Origin of the sequence: Holdemanella sp. MSK.7.32 (assembly GCF_024460475.1) — a bacterium.
Lineage (GTDB): Bacteria > Bacillota_I > Bacilli_A > Erysipelotrichales > Erysipelotrichaceae > Holdemanella.
In genome coordinates this window covers 16,234-35,935 of the sequence record NZ_JANFYN010000024.1, presented here as the reverse complement: position 1 = coordinate 35,935, position 19,702 = coordinate 16,234, and the positions used below count along the sequence as shown (strand labels likewise).

Sequence of the window (19,702 nt, the reverse complement as noted above, 5' to 3'; positions counted from 1 at the left end):
TACTTTCTTCATTCGTGAAGAGGTTAAAATTCTTCAGTAGTCTGTAATGCCATTTGAGGTTGCAGCATAGCACATTTTCGGATGGTAGTGAAGGTAAATGTTCATCACTATATTAAAAAAATCGTTGCAGCAGAGCACATTTTCGGATGGTAGTGAAGGTGACTATCCAACCTTTATCGCTGTTGTTTAGTTGTAAATTTAGATTTTTAATTGTGATTATATATTTTTTTAAGAGCAGGAAAGGAGAATTGCTGTTATGAGTGGAGAAGGTCGTTATATTCTTACGTTACCTTTGAAAACAGAGTTATATCAGGAACATATTTTAGAAAAGCGTTTTAGACTGGGCGAGGAATTATATAATAAATTTCTAAGCTATGAAAAAAAGAAATATTATGAAATGACAAAACGTAGAGATTATAGAGACGCTCAAAGTCTTATAAAGGATTTGACAATGCAAATCAATGAATTAGATAAGCAATCTGATAAATCTAAGGAATCTAAAAAGTTGAGTCAGGACCTAAAGAAGAAAAGAAAAGAACAATATGATGCTATCTACAACATCAAGAAGATGTTTAATTGGTCTGAATTTGGATTTGGAATGGATATGAAGAAATATCGAGGTTATTATAAGAAAAACCTGAATTCTCAGATTTGTAATAATCTGGCCGTACGTTGTTTCAGAGCTTTTGAGAAGATGGAAGAAGAACTTATCAAAGACCAGTACAGAAGTGATGAGGACAAGGTAAATCCTTATGTCCATTATAAAAGAAAAGATTCTTTGAGAAGTCTTTGCGGAAGCCAGAACACAACAGGCATTCGATTCATCTTAGATGATGAAAAGAAAGTTGGGTTGGTCAAATGGCAAGGCCTTGAATTTATAATTGACCTTACCAAATGTACGTTGTATGAATGGAAGGCGTTGCAATCGGAGATCTGCTACTGTGCTGTAAAACGTGAAAAGATCAAAGGAAAGTGGAAGTATTATATCCAGATCACGTTGAAAGGTCATGTTCCTGATAAATTTAATAAGCAGACAGGTGAATTGAAAAGACAGCTAGGAAAAGGGAATGTTGGTTTGTACTTTACAAGTACCAGTCTTACGGTTTCGACAGAAGATGGTACTAAAACATATCCTTTAGCAATCAAAAATCATGAGGATAAGAAAACTGAGTTATTGCAGAAAATGGATGCTTCCAGACGTGCAACAAATCTAGATAACTACAATGACGATGGAACCAGTAAAGAAAAAAACGAAATCAAAGGATGGCATTTTTCAAAAGCTTATAAAAAATATCGTGCTGAACTTTACGAGATTTTCCGAAAGGAATGTGAGGAAAAGAAATTATTGCAGGAAGTCCTTGCAAATGAAGTCATTGCATCTGGTGATGTGTTTAATTGTAATAAAATGGACTTTAAATTTCTTCAAAAAAATTTGGGCAAAAAGATTCAGTCTGCCAGTCCAGCTATGTTAAAAACGACAATAGAAAGAAAGCTTTCGTATCACGATGTTTCTATCAATGAGATCGGCTATTCGAAATTAAATCCTATTTTTGAAGAAAAAAACGTAAGTAAAAAGGATTTAGAAGAAGTGGCTGCACTCATTCGCCAGTTTTAGTTAAATATATAAATTAAGGCAGTTTGCCTTAATTATTAGATAAGGTCGATTCACGGACCTTGATAGAAATATCGAAAGTACAGATGAACTTGAATCACATCTATGTCATTCGTGATTGGGTTAAAATTTTGTAGTAGTCTGTAATGCCATTTGAGGTTGCAGTACAGCATATTTTCATATGGTAGTGAAGGAAAAATTGAAAGGAGAAGTACAATGATTAAGTTGCGGTACAGCACTATTTCAGATGGTTGTGAAGGGAAACTTGATACAAACGATTTATCTTCTTTGTTGTACATCAGTGTGTTTTCACATGGTGGTGAAGGACGTAATTAAATCATGTAGTAATGAATCATGAAGTGTTTTAATAAGACAACTATTAGTTGGTTTGAATGATAAATTTAATATATAAGGTCGATTCACAGACCTTGATAGAAATATCGAAAGTACAGATGAACTTGAATTACACCTATGTCATTCGTGGCAAGGTTAACATTTTATAGTAGTCTGTAATGCCATTGATTAGAGGTTGTAGTACAACGATATCTCACATGGTTATGAAGATTCTAAATAATCTAATGGAACTTAAAAAAAGGTGTAGTACAGCACAATTTTTGATGGTTGTGAAGGATAAGTGATATAATGCGCCATTACAGAATTTGATGACTTTAACAAACGTTTGCACGGCAGCGAAAGTAAATATGCAATTGACCACTCGTTTTATTAGTGCGGGAGAACACAATATTATAAATATAGATTTAAAAGCCATTGTGGCTTTTTTTTAGAATGGAGATAAATATATGTTTTTAACTGAAAAAGAATTAAAGGATGCTTTTTGGAAAAGCTACAACAATAAAGGACGAGCTGTTAAATGGCAGTTTGAATGTCCTGTTCGAGAAGGTAATACAGATTTAATGACATTGGAAAAATATCAGGAAAACTGGCAAATCAATGCATTTGAATTTAAATTGACGGATATAAAAAAAGTACTTTTACAGGCAGAAGGAAATTTACCTTACTGCAATAAAAGCTGGATCGTAATTCCGGAAGAGAAGAAAGATGTCATTTTAAATCGCTACATGAATTATTTGAATGAAAAAAAATATATTGGAGTTATTGGAGTCCAGGCAGGTGGAAGATACACAATTATTTTTCAGCCAAAGTTTAAACAGGATATGACTTTCTCTCAAAAAATATTGAATATGTGCATGGCGGAGGTTTAGCTCATGAAGGTTATTATTGCAGAAAAACCAAGCTTGGGAAGAACGATAGCTACTGCGATTAGCAAAAGCCAGAACACAAAGGCTTTGAACAATAAAGGCTATATCACTGTTGGAAATTATATCGTGACCTATGCATATGGACATTTGCTGACATTGCAGGATATGGATAGTTATTTTGGTAAAAAAATCAAATGGAATGAGAATTTACCATTCTATCCTAATCCTTTTAAATTCCAGTTGAAAAAGGATAAAGGTGCCAAAGACCAGTTTAATTTAATTCGTACTTTGATTAACGATAATAAAATAGATGAAATCATTTGTGCAGGAGATGCAGACCGGGAAGGTGAGGTTATTGTACGTTTGATTTTACATTTCGGGTTAAAGGATAGATCAAAACGCATCACTCGACTTTGGTTGCCAGATCAAACAGATAAAACGATTGTTACACAGCTCAACCAACGTAAGGTTGATTCAGAATACAATAATTTATACAACGAAGGTGTTGCACGTATGTATGTGGACTGGCTTCTAGGTATCAATTTAACAAGAGATGTTTCATCAAAAGCGAACAGTCTGTTAAACATTGGGCGAGTAATCTGTCCAATCGTCATTGAAATATATAACAGGCAAGTTGCAATCGAACATTTCATTCCCGAAAAATATTATGCGGTTGAATCGAATGTTAATGGATTAAAACTATCTTTAAAGGATAAATTTGCGTTGAACGAGAAGGACAAGATCAATTTGATTTGTAACGATCTAAATTCTAATAAAGGTATCGTAACAGATATTCAAACAAGGGATGTCGAAAAACAAAGTCCCAAGCTGTTCAGCTTGAGTAAATTACAAGGTTTCTGTGGGAAGAAATTTAAACTAAAGCCTGCTGAAACTTTAGCAGTTGTTCAGAGTTTATATGAAAAAGGTTTTGTTACATATCCAAGAACCAATACAGAATATCTGAGTGAAAATGAAAAGCAGACTGTTCTTCACTTGTTGGAAGTACATGACAAGAACAATGTTCTGTTATTTAAAGATTCAAAACGAATTTTCGATGATTCTAAAATCGAATCTCACTCTGCATTAATGCCGACTGATAAAATAGCAAATTATGATTCTTTTTCATCAAATGAAAAGATGGTATATCAGGCTATCTTTGCCCGCTTTAATTCTGTTTTTTGGAAAGAACCTTGTATCGTTACAGAAACAGAAGCAACGATTCACGTTGGCAGACAGTTCCAAAATGACTTAAAAATCAAGGGTCAAGCTGTTAAATCAAAAGGATGGATGCGTGTTTATGGGGAGGATTCAGTTGATAAAGCTATTCCACTGTTGTCGATAAATCAAACTTTAGATGTTGATTTTAAACCAGTAGAGAAGAAAACACAGCCACCTAAACCATATACAGTTGAAAGCCTTGGTAATTGGATGGTCCATCCATTCAAAAAGGTCACTGATACAGAAGATGATGAATATAAGGCATTACTGAGTGGTTGTGAAATTGGAACAGAAGCAACTCGATCAGGAATTATTGATAAAGCGATCCAGACGGGATACATCAGTCTGACTGACAATGTATATTCGATTGAAGATAAAGGCAGATACATGGTTGAATTTTTAAATAAATCAAATCTTGACCTTTCACCACAGCGTACTGTAGAACTACAAAAAGACCTAAAAAAAGTATACAATTCAAAAATCACAGTAGATGAATGTGTTCAAAATGCGATTGCATTTTTAAATCAGTACTTTGAAAATGCAAGCAACAAGGAAATACCAGAATCTCAGTTTAAAAATGAACCTGAATCTTTAGGATGCTGTCCATGGTGCAACCAACCTGTTTATGCATTTAAAAGTGCAAAAGGTTTATTTTTTACGCACAGTAAAGAGGATAGAGAAAAATGTTCGTTCGCACTCTATGAAAAGCAAAAGATTTTCGGTGCAGAATACCATTTTACAAATAAAAAAGTAGAAGCATTGCTTGCTCATAAACTGCCTAAGATCGATTTAGTAAATAAAAGCGGAGTGCCTTATACAGCAGGTCTTGATATTCTTTCAGAACCGCATGAATTCAACGGAAGAAAATATCCTACTTTTAAAACACAGCTGTTGAATAAAAAATAGAATTAAGGCAACTTGCCTTAAGTAAGAGGAATGTTATATTTCGAGTGAATTTTTAGTTAAACAGACGTTGATTAAAATAATTGAAAATGCGAAATTTAATTATGAAAGAGAAAATTATAAATGGTTTAAATTAAATTTTCTAAATGATGATAGGAAGTCTTTTGCTGGGGATTATGATATGAGAACTCATATCATACGTGTTTTTGTTCCAAAGACAAGTGCAAAGACAAATGCAAATCTGATTTGTACCACTTTGCATGAAGTGTCTCACCATATTGATTGGTGTAATCGCCATACTTCAGATCATAGTGATGCATTTTATGAAATTTTTCAAAAGCTTTTGTATTCTGCATTGGATTTAAATGTTGTGTCTGTCTCAGATATTAAGAATATGCCAAGATTGACTACTGACCATAATAAAATATTAAAGTTTATAAAGATATATTCACCTAACCCAAATAAGGATATTAATGAAAATTATTTGATTGTAAATGTATATAATTGTTATTCCGAAAAAGAGAAACTTAAAGAAAATGGATATTTTTGGAATGGCACTTTAAAAGCTTGGTACAAGAAAATAAAAAAGGAAGATCAAATAAAGGAACAGAATTATTTGAACTCATTAAATTTAACGGATATACAGTTTGCAGATGGGAATAAAATAATTCTAAAAAATTAGGATCATAATTGTATACATTTATGCACTAGGATATAGATAGATATAAAGCAGTCTATTAATGTCCTATTTTTTATTTATAGACTAGTCTATTTATTTATAGACCTTTTTTTGTTAAAATTAGGAGGTTAAATGATGTTTTACGGATATCATCGTGTTAGCACGAAGGAACAAAATTTAGAGCGTGGAATCAAAGGAATTGAAGATTTCTGCAAAAGCAGAAATTATAAACTTGAAAAAGTATTTGTAGACAAAATGTCTGGCAGGACGGTTGACAGACCTAGATATACAGTGCTTAAAGAGGATGTGTTACGTGAAGGTGATACCTTAATCATTTATGAGTTAGATCGTCTAGCTAGAGATAAGAAAGCCATATCAAATGAATTACGTTATTATGATGAACATAATATACGTGTAATGATTCTGGATATACCTACAACCACAACAGATTTACCAGACACGGATGCGATGAATAAGCTGATTGTTGAAACAATTAATAAGGTCATTATTGATGTCTATGCAATGTTAGCCGAAACTGAGTTGCAAAGAAAAACGAAAAGGCAGCAGGAAGGCTTGATTGCAATGAAAGAACGTGGCGAGTGGGATAATTATGGCAGACATCGTGTTATGAGTTTGCCTGACTTTGAAAAAGAATATCAAAACGTGAAAGATGGCAAAATCAAGAGTCTAGAGTTAATGAGAAAACTCAATATGAAAAAATCAACGTATTTTAAATATGTTCGTGAAATTAAATTAATGAATAGTACTGATTAGAATGAGATGTGCGTCTTGTTGGGTAGGAAAATAATCGAAGATCAAAATATCGAGTATGAATATGTCGATTAGATGCAGAGAATCAACAGAAGCAGTAGATTTTATGTAATGTGTGGATGACTTAATGAATTATCCATATATCCACGAAAAAAGAAAGGATGTATTTATAAATGGCAAAGAAAGAAGTAAAAACCGATTTATGGGTTGCTTCTCAGTTGGATAAGTGCAAGATACAGTTTACAGCACAGGGAAGTGATGTAAAAGAGATTGACGAAGCTCTTTCCACCGCTTCTAAGCGTGGAACAGGAAATGCTGGTTATCCTGAGTATGTAGCTGTTGTAAATGACTTTGTAATTGTCATAGAGGATAAAGCAGATTTAGATAAACATATAAAATTAACTGATACAGCACTCATTGACACAGCAACAAAAGCAATCACTGACTATGCAGTGAATGGAGCATATTTCTACGCAAAGCATATAGCACAGAACAGCTCGTTTAAGAAGGTTTTTGCTATTGGTGTATCGGGAGATGCAAAGCATCACAAGATTACACCTCTGTATGTTGACGATAGAGAAGGATATATCGAACTGGAAGACGTTGAATCATTTACAATGTTCAACCCCCAGAATATCTATGAATATTACTTGAGAAATGTTCTGAAAGAAAAGACTGATGTCGAGAAGACAACTGAGCAAATTCTGAAAGATGCACAAACACTTCATGAATATCTTCGTACATACGGTTCTTTGAAAGATCAAGACAAACCGTTGGTTGTATCGGGTATTTTGCTGGCGTTGGATGAAATTGAAAGTGGAAGCTTTTCAATTAGTTCATTGACAGGAGATGACGTTGAGACAGACGGTGAGAAGATTTATAACGCAATCCAGAAGCGCTTGAAGCGTTCTAATGTCGGACCGGATGCAAAGCGTGATAAACTCATGAGTGAGTTTGCTATTATTAAGACTAGTGCTAGACTGAATGAAATTGATGATAAATTGAAAAAGACACCATTGAAATATTATGCTGAGTTCTTGAAGACTAATGTATTTGATAATATCAAATATAAATCATCAGCAGAGGATTTTATTGGTCGCTTTTATGGGGAATTTATGAGTTATTCAGGTGGTGACGGTCAAACCCTTGGTATTGTGCTTACACCTGCTCATATTTGTGAATTATTCTGCGACTTATTGAATGTACAGCCGGATGATATTATTCTTGACCCTACATGTGGGACTGCTGGATTTCTTGTGGCAGCAATGCACCATATGATTTCAGCTACAGAGAATGAAACAAGGAGAAAGAACATCCGAAAAAAACAACTGCATGGTTATGAATTACAGAGTAATATGTTTGCGATTGCTTGTACAAATATGATTCTTCGTGATGATGGTAACAGTAATATTTGGTGTCAGGATTTTTTGAAGCAGAATCCTGCACAGGTGCAGTTAAAAGGTGCAACTGTTGGTATGATGAATCCACCATATAGTCAGGGGACTAAAGACGATCCTTTGCAATATGAGCTTTCATTTGTTGAACATCTACTTGATTCTCTTGTAGTTGGTGCAAGAGCTGCTGTAATCGTTCCGCAGTCATCTATGACAGGAAAACAAAAGCAGAACAGGCATTTAAAGCAAGTATCATGAAAAAACATACATTGGAAGGTGTGATTACTTGTAATACTGATACATTTTATGGTGTAGGTACAAATCCGGTTATTGCTGTATTTACAGCACATGAACCACATCCAGAAGACAAGTTGTGCAAGTTTATTGATTTCAGAGAAGATGGATATGAAGTGAGGGCACATGTTGGACTTGTTGAAGGTGACAGTGCGAAAGATAAGAAGCAACATCTTCTTGATGTATGGAATGGTCGTGTTGAAGCACCTTCAAAGTTCTGTGTAGAATCAACGGTGCAACCTGATGATGAATGGTTACATAGTTTTTATTATTTTAATGATGAAATTCCGACGGAATCCGATTTTGAAAAAGCGATTGGCGATTATCTCAGTTTTGAATTTTCTATGGTAATGCAAAATCGCGAGTACCTGTTTACAGGGGGTGAATTGGATGAAACTGAGTGATAGAGATTGGAAAGAATTTTTTCTTGAAGATATTTTTAGTGTAGGCTCAGGGAAACGATTAACCAATGCAGATAAAATTGATGGTACACGACCATTTATAGGTGCAACAGATAATATGAATGGTGTTACAGGATTTGTTGATAATGAAAATAGTTCATTAGATAACAATGTGTTAGGTGTTAATTATAATGGTGCCCCCTGTATTGGATTTTATCATCCATATGAATGTATTTTTACTGACGATGTAAAAAGATTACATTTGAAAAATCATGAAGATAATCAATATGTATTGCTCTTTTTTAAAACCATTATTTTACAACAGAAAAACAAATATTGTTATGGATATAAATTCAATGAACGAAGAATGCTCAGACAAATTATTGTTGTCCCTGTTGATGATAATGATGAACCAGATTATCAATTTATGGAAGATTACATGAAAGAATTGATGACAGCAAAACGCAAACAGTATCAGGAATATGTAGAACAACGTCTTGTGAAACTCGGTGTTGATGATATGAAAAATACCGAAGTGGGTGGGGAGAACTTCAACTTAGAATCGAGAGAGTGGAAGCCTTGTAGACTTTCAAAGTTAGGAAAAGTTGAATCAGGAAGAGATATTTATGCTATGGAACGAGTAGAAGGTGACATTCCATATATTACATCTGGTAGCCAAAATAATGGCATTGGATATTTTGTATCGAATAAAAATGATACATTTGATAAAGATTACATTGCATTTAATAGAAATGGTGCTGTTGGATTGGCTTTTTATCATCCTTATTGGTCAGTTATGGGAAATGATTGTAGAAAAATTCACATTTCAAAAGCTGATGAAAATATGTATGTCGGACTTTTTATAGCAACAGCTATTTCAATGCAAAGTAAATCATTTGGTTACAGTAGAAAGCTTGGAACTGCAAGAGCAAATAAATTACAGATTATGCTTCCAGTTGATGATAACAATGAACCAGATTATGAGTTCATGGAAGAATGTGGACGAAAGATAATGGCAAAGAAGTATATTCAGTATTTGAAATATCTTGAATCCACATGTGAATCTTCGGATTTATTGTTGAAGTGATTCTATTAGTATATAATGTAATCAGGTGGATAGAAAATGGTATCAAAATATAAAGAAGGGGACAAAGTATACTTTGTTTCTAGTTCAGTTTTCGTAAAAGAAGCGACTTTCATACGTTCAAGTGGGGGATTTGTAACAATTAAATTTGCTACAAATAATGGCAATGACGGACCTTCTGGTATCAGAGTGCGTGAATCGAAAGTGTATCGTACTGAAGAAGAAGCAAATGAAGTTGTTCAAATGAATAAAGCTAGACAGGTGAACAGTCGAAAGTTATAATGTTAGAGCTGTTCATCTTCCTAACAAATTTGGATAGCCGGCTATTTCATATTATATGAAATAGCTTTTTTTAATTTTTGCTTTACTATCGACCGATTTTGAAATTTCGGTCGATGACAAATAATTCTTTTTTTGTATGATTGATATGTATGAAAGGTTGATGTTATATGGTACAAGAAAAGAAATCGAAGAGACTATCAAGAAAACTACAAAAATCTTATGTTATAAAAACGGATATAGATGAATTAAGTGATGTGTTATGTGAATTGTTGAAATTATTAAATATAGAGGAACTACATATCATGACTTATAAGGATAGAATAGATGTTTTTGCAACTAAAGAAATGACTCCATTACATGTGGAATTGTATGAAAGATATTTTAGTTTACATCCTGAAGATGCTGAAAAGGAAGAACTTTTAAAGGAACAAATATACCAAGATTGATAATTAAAAAGAATTGTGAGTATATAGTTAATGGAAATCTGATTATGTTACCATGGTGAGCCTATGGAGGTTTTTTATGACAAAATTTGTTGCAATGTATTTGCGTGTTTCGACTTTCGATCAGGCACACAATGGATATGGTTTAGGAGATCAGGAAGTACAGTGCAGAAAATATATTGATTTATATTTTCCAAATGATGAAGTGAAGATTTACAAGGATGATGGATATTCTGCTAAAAATCTTTCAAGACCTGAGATGAAAAGAATGTTAGATGATGTGTACAAAAGAAAGATACATACTATTGTTGCTTTTAAATTGGATCGGCTTACCAGAAGCGTTATAGATACGTATAAATTGATAAAAACTGTAATGGAGTATGACTGTTCGCTTGTAGCGGTTGTAGATCGTATAGACATTTCTTCGGCCAATGGAAGAATGTTAGTTGGTATTTTATCGGTAATCAGTCAATGGGAACGTGAGGTGATAAGTGAACGTACTGTTGCGGGTTTAGAACAAATGGTAAGAAGTGGTAAATATCCGTATGGCGGTAGAGATCCATTTGGATGGACTAGAGATAAAAATGTTCTAAAGATTGTTCCAGAGGAAGCTGACATCATCAAGGATATGACTCAAAAATATGTGTATGAGGGATATGGGATTGATGATCTAAGAATATATTTAGAGAAAACGTATGGGATGAAAAAGAAATGGTATTTCATCAGGAATTGTTTAATAAACAAGCGAAATATAGGTATATTTGAATATCGTGGAGTGGAATATGATGATGTAGTGCCAGCTATTATAGATAAAGACCTATATGATAAGGCGGTAGAAAAAGCAACGCATAGAAACGTATCTATGCCACATCAGGAAATGTACTTATTTCATGGAATTGTACATTGTAAGTGTGGTAAACGATGCGATCACGTAAGTACTGTAAAAACAAAAAACAAATACAGACACACCTATTATTATTACTGGTGTCCAAAATGTAATAAACGTGTGAACCAAGATAAACTCTTTAATCAGATTGTTATACCACTTGGTTTGCATATCAACAGCAACAAAACATCCGAACAGCTAAAAAAGCTAGAAGATGATTTGTTGTTTTTTAAAGACAGAAGATCACAAATATTAGATGATTATATTAACGGAAGCATAGATGTTACAACGTATGACCTTTCTATGAAGAAAGTCAAGAAAATGATTTTTGATATTGGCAAGAAAATAAAAGAATTTGATGAATCGGGAATTCGTCAGCTGATCTATGCGGATCGTGTGACTAAACGAAAATTGATTCAGACTCATATTAGCTATATCACGTATGATTTTGAATTAGGCGATGTTACGAATATAGTTTATAAAGTATAGTGGATTATTAGTAATGGATACTATGTATTTGTTTTTGAACTGTACATGATATATAATTCAAGTAGTACATTGAATGCCATTTTTGGCATAGAGAAAGAGAGGACGGGAATCCTCTCTTTTTTTCGTGAGTTTTAAAAATAGGTTATATGCGGGATCGTATTGAATGGTTATGAAGTATGTATTCTCATACAAGGAATAAGTTGTAGTTATAACCCATAGTAAGAATTGGTACTGTTAAATATAATAAAAATGTTGTAAAATTTTTTTATAAAACGCTTGACTTAATAATGGGTATCCATTATTATATAAGCGTAGAGAGGAAATAACAAAGATGAATTATGATGCTAAGCAACGTAAGCTGGAAAAAGAAGCAGAATATGCCAAAAACAATCTAATTCAAAAGCCTTTAAAGTTTAATTTAAAAACTGAATCAGATTTAATTGAGTGGGTAGAATCTTTGAAAACTCCATATCAAACTTATGTCAAACGATTGATACGTGATGACATGAATAAAAAAAAGCAGGAAACTGCATAAGTGTTTCCTGTCGGTAGATAGTTATTTGAAAATTGAAGAACTTTGAATTTAGTAAATAAATAAAAGGCAATGTTCGCCATCGCCAAATTTTGAATGTTACCTTTTATTTTATCCCAACTATAACTATTCAAACTGGACGAATATATATATATATATATATATACGCTTTTTAATTAGTATAGCATAGAAAGCTCAATGGCAGGGGTAGTAGGACTCGAACCCACATCAACGGTTTTGGAGACCGCTATCTTAGCCTTTGGACGATACCCCTAAGTGCTTGTTAATGATATCATGAATTAAATGGTTGTGCAAGCTCTTTTTTTAAAAAATCTCAATTGACAATAATATGAGGGTTACTTATAATTAATTAGGTATTGTAAAGAACATACCTAAAAGGAGGCTCTTATGTCAAGCCAAGTAGTTGTAGGTACCCAATGGGGCGATGAGGGTAAAGGAAAAATCGTCGATGTTTTAGCAGAAAAGGCGGATATGATCGTTCGTTTCCAAGGTGGAGACAACGCGGGTCATACAGTCATTGTAAATGGTAAGAAACATGTATTGCACTTATTACCAAGTGGTGTTTTACATGAAGAAGCAACTTGTATCATTGGTCCAGGAGTTGTTTGTAACCCATTCGTATTATTAAAAGAAATGGAACAATTAGAAAAAGATGGTTTATCAACTAAACACATCATTATTAGTGACCGTGCACAGATGTTAATGCCATATCATCAATATCAAGATGAATTAGAAGAGCAAGCAGCAGCTAATAAAATCGGAACTACAAAACGTGGAATTGGTCCATGTTATGCAGATAAGTATGCTCGTCACGGTATTCGTTACCATGAATTTAAAGATTTTGAACATTTTAAAGTTCGTTTAAAAGATTGTTTAGATTTTAAAAACAAATTATTTACTGCCGTATATGGTGGAAAAGCAATGGATTACGATAAGATGGTAGCTGATTTTGAAGCTATTTATGATCGTATTGTCCCTATGATCCAAGAAACAACACACTTAGTCAATGAAGCATTGGATGAAGATAAGACAGTATTGTTTGAAGGGGCTCAGGCAGCTATGCTTGATATCAACTATGGAACTTATCCATATGTAACTTCTTCAAGCCCAACAAGTGCAGGTGTTACTACAGGTGCTTGTATTGCACCAAGTCGTATTCAGACTGTTGTAGGTGTAGTAAAAGCATACTCAACACGTGTTGGTGAAGGACCATTCGTTACTGAATTATTAGATGAACAAGGTGAATGGATTCGTGAGCACGGTGGAGAATATGGAGCTACTACAGGTCGTCCTCGTCGTTGTGGATGGTTGGATCTATTAACTGTAAAACACGCAAACTTAATGAGTGGATTAACAGATATCGTTATCACTAAGATTGACGTATTAGACGGTTTAGATGAAATCAAGGTTTGTGTTGGATACGAAATCGATGGTAAAGAATATAATTATATTCCTAGTGATCAGGCAGATGTTGCCAAGGCTAAACCAATCTATAAAACTTTCAAAGGTTGGAAGACAGATATCACTAAGATGACTACAGTCGATCAATTGCCTCAGGAATGTTTAGACTATGTACACTTCATTGAAGAGTTTACTGGCGTACGTGTTTCTATGATTTCTGTAGGACCAGATCGTGTTAATAATATTTACGTACATGAGATCAAGTAATTTGATCTCTTTTTTGATAATATAGAAGTGGTGGTGATTATATGATACTCGATACAATTCATGGACATTATAATTCTTTTTTTGATTCCGAAAAGAAAATTGCAGATTATATTATCCAACATCCAAAAGATGTGGTGAATATGACAATTAAACAGCTTGCTCAAGCATGTAATACTTCGCAGGCGAGTGTTTCGCGATTTGCCAGAAAATGTAAGATGGATAGTTTCCATCATTTAAAGGTGAATTTGGCTAGGGATTGTGTCAATGAAATCAAACAAAAATCAAACACCATTTCTACAAGTGATATTTCAGGTTCTTTAGAAACCATTCTTTCCAATAAGATTTCAGAACTTACGGCTACAATTCGTAATATAGATGTGAATCAATTGAGTGTGATTCTTTCTTTGATTCAAAATGCTAAACACGTACTTGTGTGTGCCGTGGGAAATACGATTCCAGTGGCACTTGACTGTATGTTTAAATTTAATGAAATTGGTATTTTAACCTTTACATCTACTATTTGGGAAAATCAAGCTTCTTATGCGCTTGGTCTTGATTCGAATGATGTAGTCATCGCAATCTCAAATAGTGGAGAAAGTAGTCAAGTTTTAGCGGTATGTCAAGAAATGAAGAAGCGAGGTGTACCTACGATTGGAATTACGAATAACGAGGATTCAGTTGTTGCCAAAGAATGTGTATATCATATTCAGACTTCGACGCGTGAAAAGCTCTTTTTAAATGAGTTTTGTTTTTCAAGAATTTCTGTGGCGACCGTCATTGAAATTTTATATTTATTTTTAACGAATGAACGCACAGATAGTTATGATCGAATCAGTCAATGTGAAGAATTATATGCTTCTTTGAAGGTATAGTTCTTCTTTTTTGCGTATGAATTAAAATTACATAAAGTATTTATTGACGAAAATAAATTACATGATATATTGAAGGTGGTGATGATTATGAAAAAGAAATGTGCATTGTATGCATCAATATTAGTGAAGGATGGAATGGTTGTAGGCCTAGGCGGTGGCAGTACCATTCAATATTTGATTGATTATGTAAAGGATAAAGATATTCAAGTGGTTACACCTTCTGCAAAAACAGCTTTAAAAGCCCAAAAAGAAGGATTAACTGTATTGAATACACAATATGTGGATCATGTTGATATTGCTTTTGATGGATGTGATGAGGTAGATTCACATTTGAATGCTTTAAAAAGCGGTGGTGGTATTCATACGCAAGAAAAAATTATTGCGTCCATGGCCGATGAATATATTGTATTGGTTGATGAAACTAAATTTCATGAGACTTTGGCATTTCAAGTGCCTGTTGTAGTGGAAGTATTACCTAAAGCATATAGTATTGTGAAAAAGAAATTAGAAGAATTAAATGGGATTGTTGAATGGCGTAGCGCTTCAAATAAAGATGGTTTTCTCATTAGTGATGAAGGGAATATCTTATTCGATGTGTACTTCAAAAATGTAGAAGATATTCATTTGTTGAATCAAACCTTGTTGATGATGCCTGGTATTGTCGATACAAGTTTATTTGTGGATATATTGACAGGTATGATTCTAGTGAATGATATGGGTGTATTCAAAAAGGAAAAGGATGGAGAATTTCATTCATTATAATCGGGAAATTGTTGGTCCTGGCTGGATTGCGCATGATATGGCCAATGCTTTGATTCAAGAAGATGTTGGTGTTTATGGTGTGGCTTCTGGTCATTATAGTTCCACTAAAAAGTTTTTCGAAGAATTTTCAATTAAACATGTGTATGAAAATTATCAAGCTATGTTTAAAGATGGAAATATTGATATTGTCTATAATGCGACTCCGCATAACTCGCATTATGAAATTATGAAGGATGCTTTGTTGCATAATAAACATGTCTTTAGTGAGAAGGCTATAATTATAAATTCGGACGAATTGGAAGAGTGTGTTGAAATTGTCAAAGAAAGGCATTTGGCAATCAGTGATGGGGTTACCCTATTTCATATGCCTTTATTTAAAGAGTAAAAAAAGTAATTTCATCCAATTGTTTAGGTCCAGTGAAGATGGTTCAAGTCAATTTTGGTAACTTTAAAGAATATGATGTGAACAATCGATTCTTTAATCCGAACCTAGCTGGTGGTGCTCTACTTGATATTGGTGTGTATGCCGTAAGTTTTGCGCGTTGGTTTATGACAAGTAAGCCTAATACATCATTAACAACGATGACACCTCTTGAAACGGGTGTGGATGAATCAAGTGGTATCTTACTTCAGAATAAAGATATGGAGATTGTGATAATTTCTTTGACAATGCGTGCTTAGCAACCAAAAGAGGTTTGATGGCATGTGAGAATGGGGATGTTGAGGTGTATAATTTTCCTAGAGCGGATCATGCAACCGTTACATATACGAGTGATTGACATACAGATCAGATTACTTGTGGAGAAAGTAGTTTGGCACTAAATTATGAAATTCGAGATATGGAAGAATATGTTACGAACTTGAGTGGGGAACAAAATTTAGAATATATTCAAGATGTGAGGGATGTGTTAACTCAAGTACAGAAAGTGTGGGGTAAATATGAATAAAAAATACTTTTTCTTTGACATAGATGGAACACTTACAGATAAATCGACGGGCAAAATTGTACCCAGTGCACAGCTAGCCTTGAATGAGCTTCAAAAGGCAGGTCATTTTGTAGCTATTGCGACAGGTCGTGCACACTATAAAGCACGTAATTTTATGGAGAGTGTGGGTTTACATGATATGGTTTGTTGCGGTGGTGGCGGATTAGTCATAAATGATGAATTGATTCAAAATATTCCTTTGGATTTAGAAAAATCAAAGGCAATTGCCAACCAAGCACTATCTTTAGGATATGGCGTTTTATTTGCGCTAGACGATTCGATTAAGGTATATACAAAGGATCATACATTCCAAAATCAAGTGGGTGATCGTAAGGAACCAACGGAATATATTTATGATGAGAACTTAGATGTAGATGCATTGGATGTAATCTATAAAATGTATATCTCAATCCCTAAAGAGAAAGAATCCGAATTGACTTTAAAGGATACATTAGGAAATATGCGTTTTGTGCCAGATTATTTAATGTTTCAATATGATGCTAAGCATCAAGGTATTCTAGATATGATGCAGCATATTGGTGGTGATTTAAAAGATGTGGTTGTCTTTGGGGATGACACCAATGATAAGGTGATGTTTGATCCACAATGGACAAGTGTTGCGATGGGAAATGCGTGTCAGGAATTAAAGAATATCGCAACTTTAGTCACAGATGCTAATGTGGATGATGGAATTTATAATATTTGTAAGAAAATGGAATGGATTTAGCGTCGAAAGGCGCTTTTTTTGCGCAAAAATTAAAATTTATTAGAAAAAGTGCATTTTTTTACGTATATGAGTATGTAGGAAATGCCTACTAGAAATGAGGTGCTCATGCGTAGCGCAAATTTATTAAATGATTTCGCCTTTAAGTATGTGTTTGGCGAAGATTGTAAGGAGGCAAACGATGCCTTAAAATCATTACTCACGGTATTTTTGGAAAGAAAGGTGGTGAATGTACATGTAACGAATGTGGGGGTTGATCCAATACTTGAAGTTTTTGTAGAATTTGACGACAACACCAAGATGAAACTAGCTATTCTGATAGATCAAAATATAATCAAATTACATCGCTTATCTGAATATTATCTTATGAGGTTGTTTGGATCACAGGAAGAATATGATTTAAACCCATGTCAAGTCATTGCGTTCTATGATGGTAAGGAATGTGAATTTGAAATAGATCTTCAATTTAGAAATGATAATGGTATTTTGCTTTTTCCGGATGGCATGTTGAAAATATCTGTGTATTCAACACAAAATTTAGATAAGTCTTATGATCAGATGAATGATAAAGAAAAAATGGTATATTACTTTTTGAATTGTCGTGATAATGGTAAAACTAAGATGATAGAAAATGATGAAGTAATTCAAACGGTAGAAAAACGAGTAGAAACCATATCGAATGATTGTTGGACAAAATGGATTGAAGACTTTAGAATACAACAAGAAAATGAACTAAAACTTGAATTTGAAGAAGCTCATAAACGATTAAAGAAAGCGAATAAACGATTAGAGGAAGCGAATAAACGATTAGAGGAAGCGAATAAACGATTAGAGGAAGCTCAAAAACGATTAGAGGAAGCGAATAAACGATTAGAGGAAGCAAATAAAAAAGTACAAGAAGCAAATAAACGTGCAAACGAATCAGATTAAAAGATTGCGCAAATGAATCAAGAAATGACATTGATGATCCAAACCATGCTTTCAAATGGTATGAGCGTATCTCAAGTTGCGAAGTCTGTATCTAAAAGTGAAGAAGAAATTATGAATTTGATTTTGTAGCCACCTTTATGGTGGCTTTTTTTTAGTTTCCGCTTAAAGTGGAAAAAGAAGATTTGAGAATTGTTCTGTTTATATTTAATATATAGTTAACAATTTGGTCGACAAAAATTGTATACGAGGAGAGCGAAAATGGAAAAAATTCAAAACGTACTGATGAAGTATTTGATGCCAATTGCGAACAAGCTTGAACAACAAAAACACATTCAAGCTATCAAAGATGGAATCGTTGCTTCAATACCTATTATTATCATTGGTTCATTCTGTACTATTTTCTTAGGTATTGCCAACCTTTTGGGAAGTGGACCTGTTTATGATTTCTTAAGTGCGAATATGGGCGTGTTGACATATGCATCTGCATTCACAAACGATATGCTTGCAGTATATGCAACATATTTTATTGCGAAGACTTTGTCTGAAAAATATGATTTAAAAGGAAGTCAACCTGCTGTTACAGCTTTAGTTGTATTCTTTATTCTTTGTGCTGTAGTTAAAGATGGTCAATTAAATACATCTTATTTAGGATCTACTGGATTATTTACTGGTATTGTTGCAGCTCTATTTACAGTTGAAATTTATCATATTTGTTACGAACACAAATGGTATATTAAAATGCCAGAAAGTGTACCACCAATGGTACAAGATAGCTTTGCGGCCTTAGTACCATTAGTATTGAATACAATTATTGCCGTTGCAATCGCAAATCTTTCATTGACTTTTGGTGGTGTTGCATTCCCACAATTGATCATGAATGTATTAGCACCAGCTATAACAGGCATGGATACACTACCAGCTTTATTGATTGTGATGTTCTTAACTCAGTTATTATGGTTCTTTGGATTACATGGACCAAGTATTACTTCGGCTGTATGGGCAACTTTTGCGATTGCGTATGCCGCTGAAAATATTGCAGCTTATACGGCAGGACAACCTGTTCAACATATTTTCACGTTTGGATTATTCTATGGTATATTATGTGTATCAGGATCTGGTTTAACATTAGGATTAAATATTTTAATGATGAGATCAAAGGCAAAATCATTGAATTCAGTAGGTAAAGTATCTATTATTCCAAGCTTGTTTGGAATCAATGAACCATTAATTTTTGGTACACCAATTATCTTGAATCCATTTATGTTTATTCCATTTGTGTTCGGACCATTGATCTGTACAACAATTGTATATTTAACAATGAATTTAGGCTTAGTCGGTAAACCAATTGCCAATCCTCCAGGATTCTTGCCTCCAGGAGTAAGTGCATTCTTAATGACATTAGATTGGAAGGCTGTAGCCCTAGTATTTGTGTTGTTAATTCTACAAACTGTATTCTATTATCCATTCTTCAAGATGATGGAGAAAGAAGAGCTACAAAAAGAACAAGCTTTAGAGAAGTAGGAAGAGAAAC

General features: G+C 33.7%; 21 protein-coding genes and 1 tRNA gene. 21 read left to right on the top strand and 1 reads right to left on the bottom strand.

What is annotated here, in order from left to right; genetic code table 11:
- The first annotated feature begins 256 nt into the window (after window positions 1–256).
- From NE544_RS07195 to NE544_RS07140, 12 genes are all read left to right on the top strand, one after another.
- Window positions 257–1,615, top strand: coding sequence for a hypothetical protein (locus NE544_RS07195; RefSeq protein WP_256268860.1), 1,359 nt, complete (start codon window positions 257–259; stop codon window positions 1,613–1,615).
- Window positions 1,616–2,412: 797 nt separating this feature from the next.
- On the top strand, window positions 2,413–2,835 hold the full coding sequence (locus tag NE544_RS07190; RefSeq protein ID WP_118011194.1) for a hypothetical protein: 423 nt from the start codon (window positions 2,413–2,415) through the stop codon (window positions 2,833–2,835).
- Between the two features lie 3 nt (window positions 2,836–2,838).
- Window positions 2,839–4,956: a DNA topoisomerase gene (locus NE544_RS07185; protein ID WP_256268859.1), complete on the top strand. Its 2,118-nt coding sequence runs from the start codon at window positions 2,839–2,841 to the stop codon at window positions 4,954–4,956.
- Window positions 4,957–5,023: 67 nt separating this feature from the next.
- Window positions 5,024–5,635, top strand: coding sequence for a hypothetical protein (locus tag NE544_RS07180; protein WP_256268858.1), 612 nt, complete (start codon window positions 5,024–5,026; stop codon window positions 5,633–5,635).
- 129 nt (window positions 5,636–5,764) lie between these two features.
- Complete coding sequence (locus tag NE544_RS07175; protein ID WP_256268857.1) at window positions 5,765–6,406, top strand: recombinase family protein; 642 nt, start codon at window positions 5,765–5,767, stop codon at window positions 6,404–6,406.
- Window positions 6,407–6,576: 170 nt separating this feature from the next.
- On the top strand, window positions 6,577–8,055 hold the full coding sequence (locus NE544_RS07170) for a class I SAM-dependent DNA methyltransferase (protein WP_256268856.1): 1,479 nt from the start codon (window positions 6,577–6,579) through the stop codon (window positions 8,053–8,055).
- Entirely contained in the window at window positions 8,052–8,495 is a 444-nt protein-coding gene (locus NE544_RS07165) for a hypothetical protein (protein ID WP_256268855.1), read from the top strand. Before NE544_RS07170 ends, NE544_RS07165 begins: the two co-directional genes overlap by 4 nt.
- Window positions 8,482–9,579 carry a restriction endonuclease subunit S gene (locus tag NE544_RS07160; protein ID WP_256268854.1) on the top strand — a complete coding sequence of 366 codons (1,098 nt, stop codon included), beginning with the start codon at window positions 8,482–8,484 and terminating at the stop codon, window positions 9,577–9,579. Before NE544_RS07165 ends, NE544_RS07160 begins: the two co-directional genes overlap by 14 nt.
- Before the next feature lie 36 nt (window positions 9,580–9,615).
- Window positions 9,616–9,858, top strand: coding sequence for a hypothetical protein (locus tag NE544_RS07155; RefSeq protein ID WP_256268853.1), 243 nt, complete (start codon window positions 9,616–9,618; stop codon window positions 9,856–9,858).
- A gap of 167 nt (window positions 9,859–10,025) precedes the next feature.
- Window positions 10,026–10,304, top strand: a complete 279-nt coding sequence (locus NE544_RS07150) for a hypothetical protein (RefSeq protein ID WP_256268852.1) — start codon at window positions 10,026–10,028, stop codon at window positions 10,302–10,304.
- A 76-nt stretch (window positions 10,305–10,380) separates the two neighbouring features.
- A complete protein-coding gene (locus NE544_RS07145) occupies window positions 10,381–11,676 on the top strand; it encodes a recombinase family protein (RefSeq protein WP_256268851.1) in 1,296 nt (431 codons plus the stop codon).
- A 331-nt stretch (window positions 11,677–12,007) separates the two neighbouring features.
- Window positions 12,008–12,211 (top strand): hypothetical protein, encoded by a 204-nt coding sequence (locus NE544_RS07140; protein ID WP_256268850.1) that lies wholly within the window; start codon window positions 12,008–12,010, stop codon window positions 12,209–12,211.
- 196 nt (window positions 12,212–12,407) lie between these two features.
- Here the strand turns inward: NE544_RS07140 and NE544_RS07135 are convergent.
- Window positions 12,408–12,482: transfer RNA gene (locus NE544_RS07135), tRNA-Trp, on the bottom strand.
- Between the two features lie 134 nt (window positions 12,483–12,616).
- Here NE544_RS07135 and NE544_RS07130 point away from each other — a divergent pair.
- From NE544_RS07130 to NE544_RS07090, 9 genes are all read left to right on the top strand, one after another.
- Window positions 12,617–13,897 carry an adenylosuccinate synthase gene (locus tag NE544_RS07130; protein ID WP_256268849.1) on the top strand — a complete coding sequence of 427 codons (1,281 nt, stop codon included), beginning with the start codon at window positions 12,617–12,619 and terminating at the stop codon, window positions 13,895–13,897.
- Between the two features lie 41 nt (window positions 13,898–13,938).
- Window positions 13,939–14,769, top strand: a complete 831-nt coding sequence (locus tag NE544_RS07125; RefSeq protein WP_256268848.1) for a MurR/RpiR family transcriptional regulator — start codon at window positions 13,939–13,941, stop codon at window positions 14,767–14,769.
- 87 nt (window positions 14,770–14,856) lie between these two features.
- Window positions 14,857–15,531 carry a ribose 5-phosphate isomerase A gene (gene rpiA, locus NE544_RS07120; protein WP_256268847.1) on the top strand — a complete coding sequence of 225 codons (675 nt, stop codon included), beginning with the start codon at window positions 14,857–14,859 and terminating at the stop codon, window positions 15,529–15,531.
- The gene (locus tag NE544_RS07115) at window positions 15,509–15,916 is read left to right on the top strand and encodes a Gfo/Idh/MocA family protein (RefSeq protein WP_256268846.1); all 408 of its coding nucleotides are present in this window, start codon (window positions 15,509–15,511) and stop codon (window positions 15,914–15,916) included. Before rpiA ends, NE544_RS07115 begins: the two co-directional genes overlap by 23 nt.
- A 38-nt stretch (window positions 15,917–15,954) precedes the next feature.
- Window positions 15,955–16,212, top strand: a complete 258-nt coding sequence (locus tag NE544_RS07110) for a hypothetical protein (RefSeq protein WP_256268845.1) — start codon at window positions 15,955–15,957, stop codon at window positions 16,210–16,212.
- A gap of 131 nt (window positions 16,213–16,343) precedes the next feature.
- Window positions 16,344–16,478 carry a hypothetical protein gene (locus NE544_RS07105; protein WP_256268844.1) on the top strand — a complete coding sequence of 45 codons (135 nt, stop codon included), beginning with the start codon at window positions 16,344–16,346 and terminating at the stop codon, window positions 16,476–16,478.
- A complete protein-coding gene (locus NE544_RS07100) occupies window positions 16,471–17,244 on the top strand; it encodes an HAD-IIB family hydrolase (protein ID WP_256268843.1) in 774 nt (257 codons plus the stop codon). The genes NE544_RS07105 and NE544_RS07100 overlap by 8 nt, the downstream gene beginning before the upstream one ends.
- Before the next feature lie 105 nt (window positions 17,245–17,349).
- Window positions 17,350–18,171: an exodeoxyribonuclease VII small subunit gene (locus NE544_RS07095; protein ID WP_256268842.1), complete on the top strand. Its 822-nt coding sequence runs from the start codon at window positions 17,350–17,352 to the stop codon at window positions 18,169–18,171.
- Between the two features lie 258 nt (window positions 18,172–18,429).
- On the top strand, window positions 18,430–19,692 hold the full coding sequence (locus NE544_RS07090; protein ID WP_256268841.1) for a PTS sugar transporter subunit IIC: 1,263 nt from the start codon (window positions 18,430–18,432) through the stop codon (window positions 19,690–19,692).
- Window positions 19,693–19,702 lie beyond the last annotated feature (10 nt).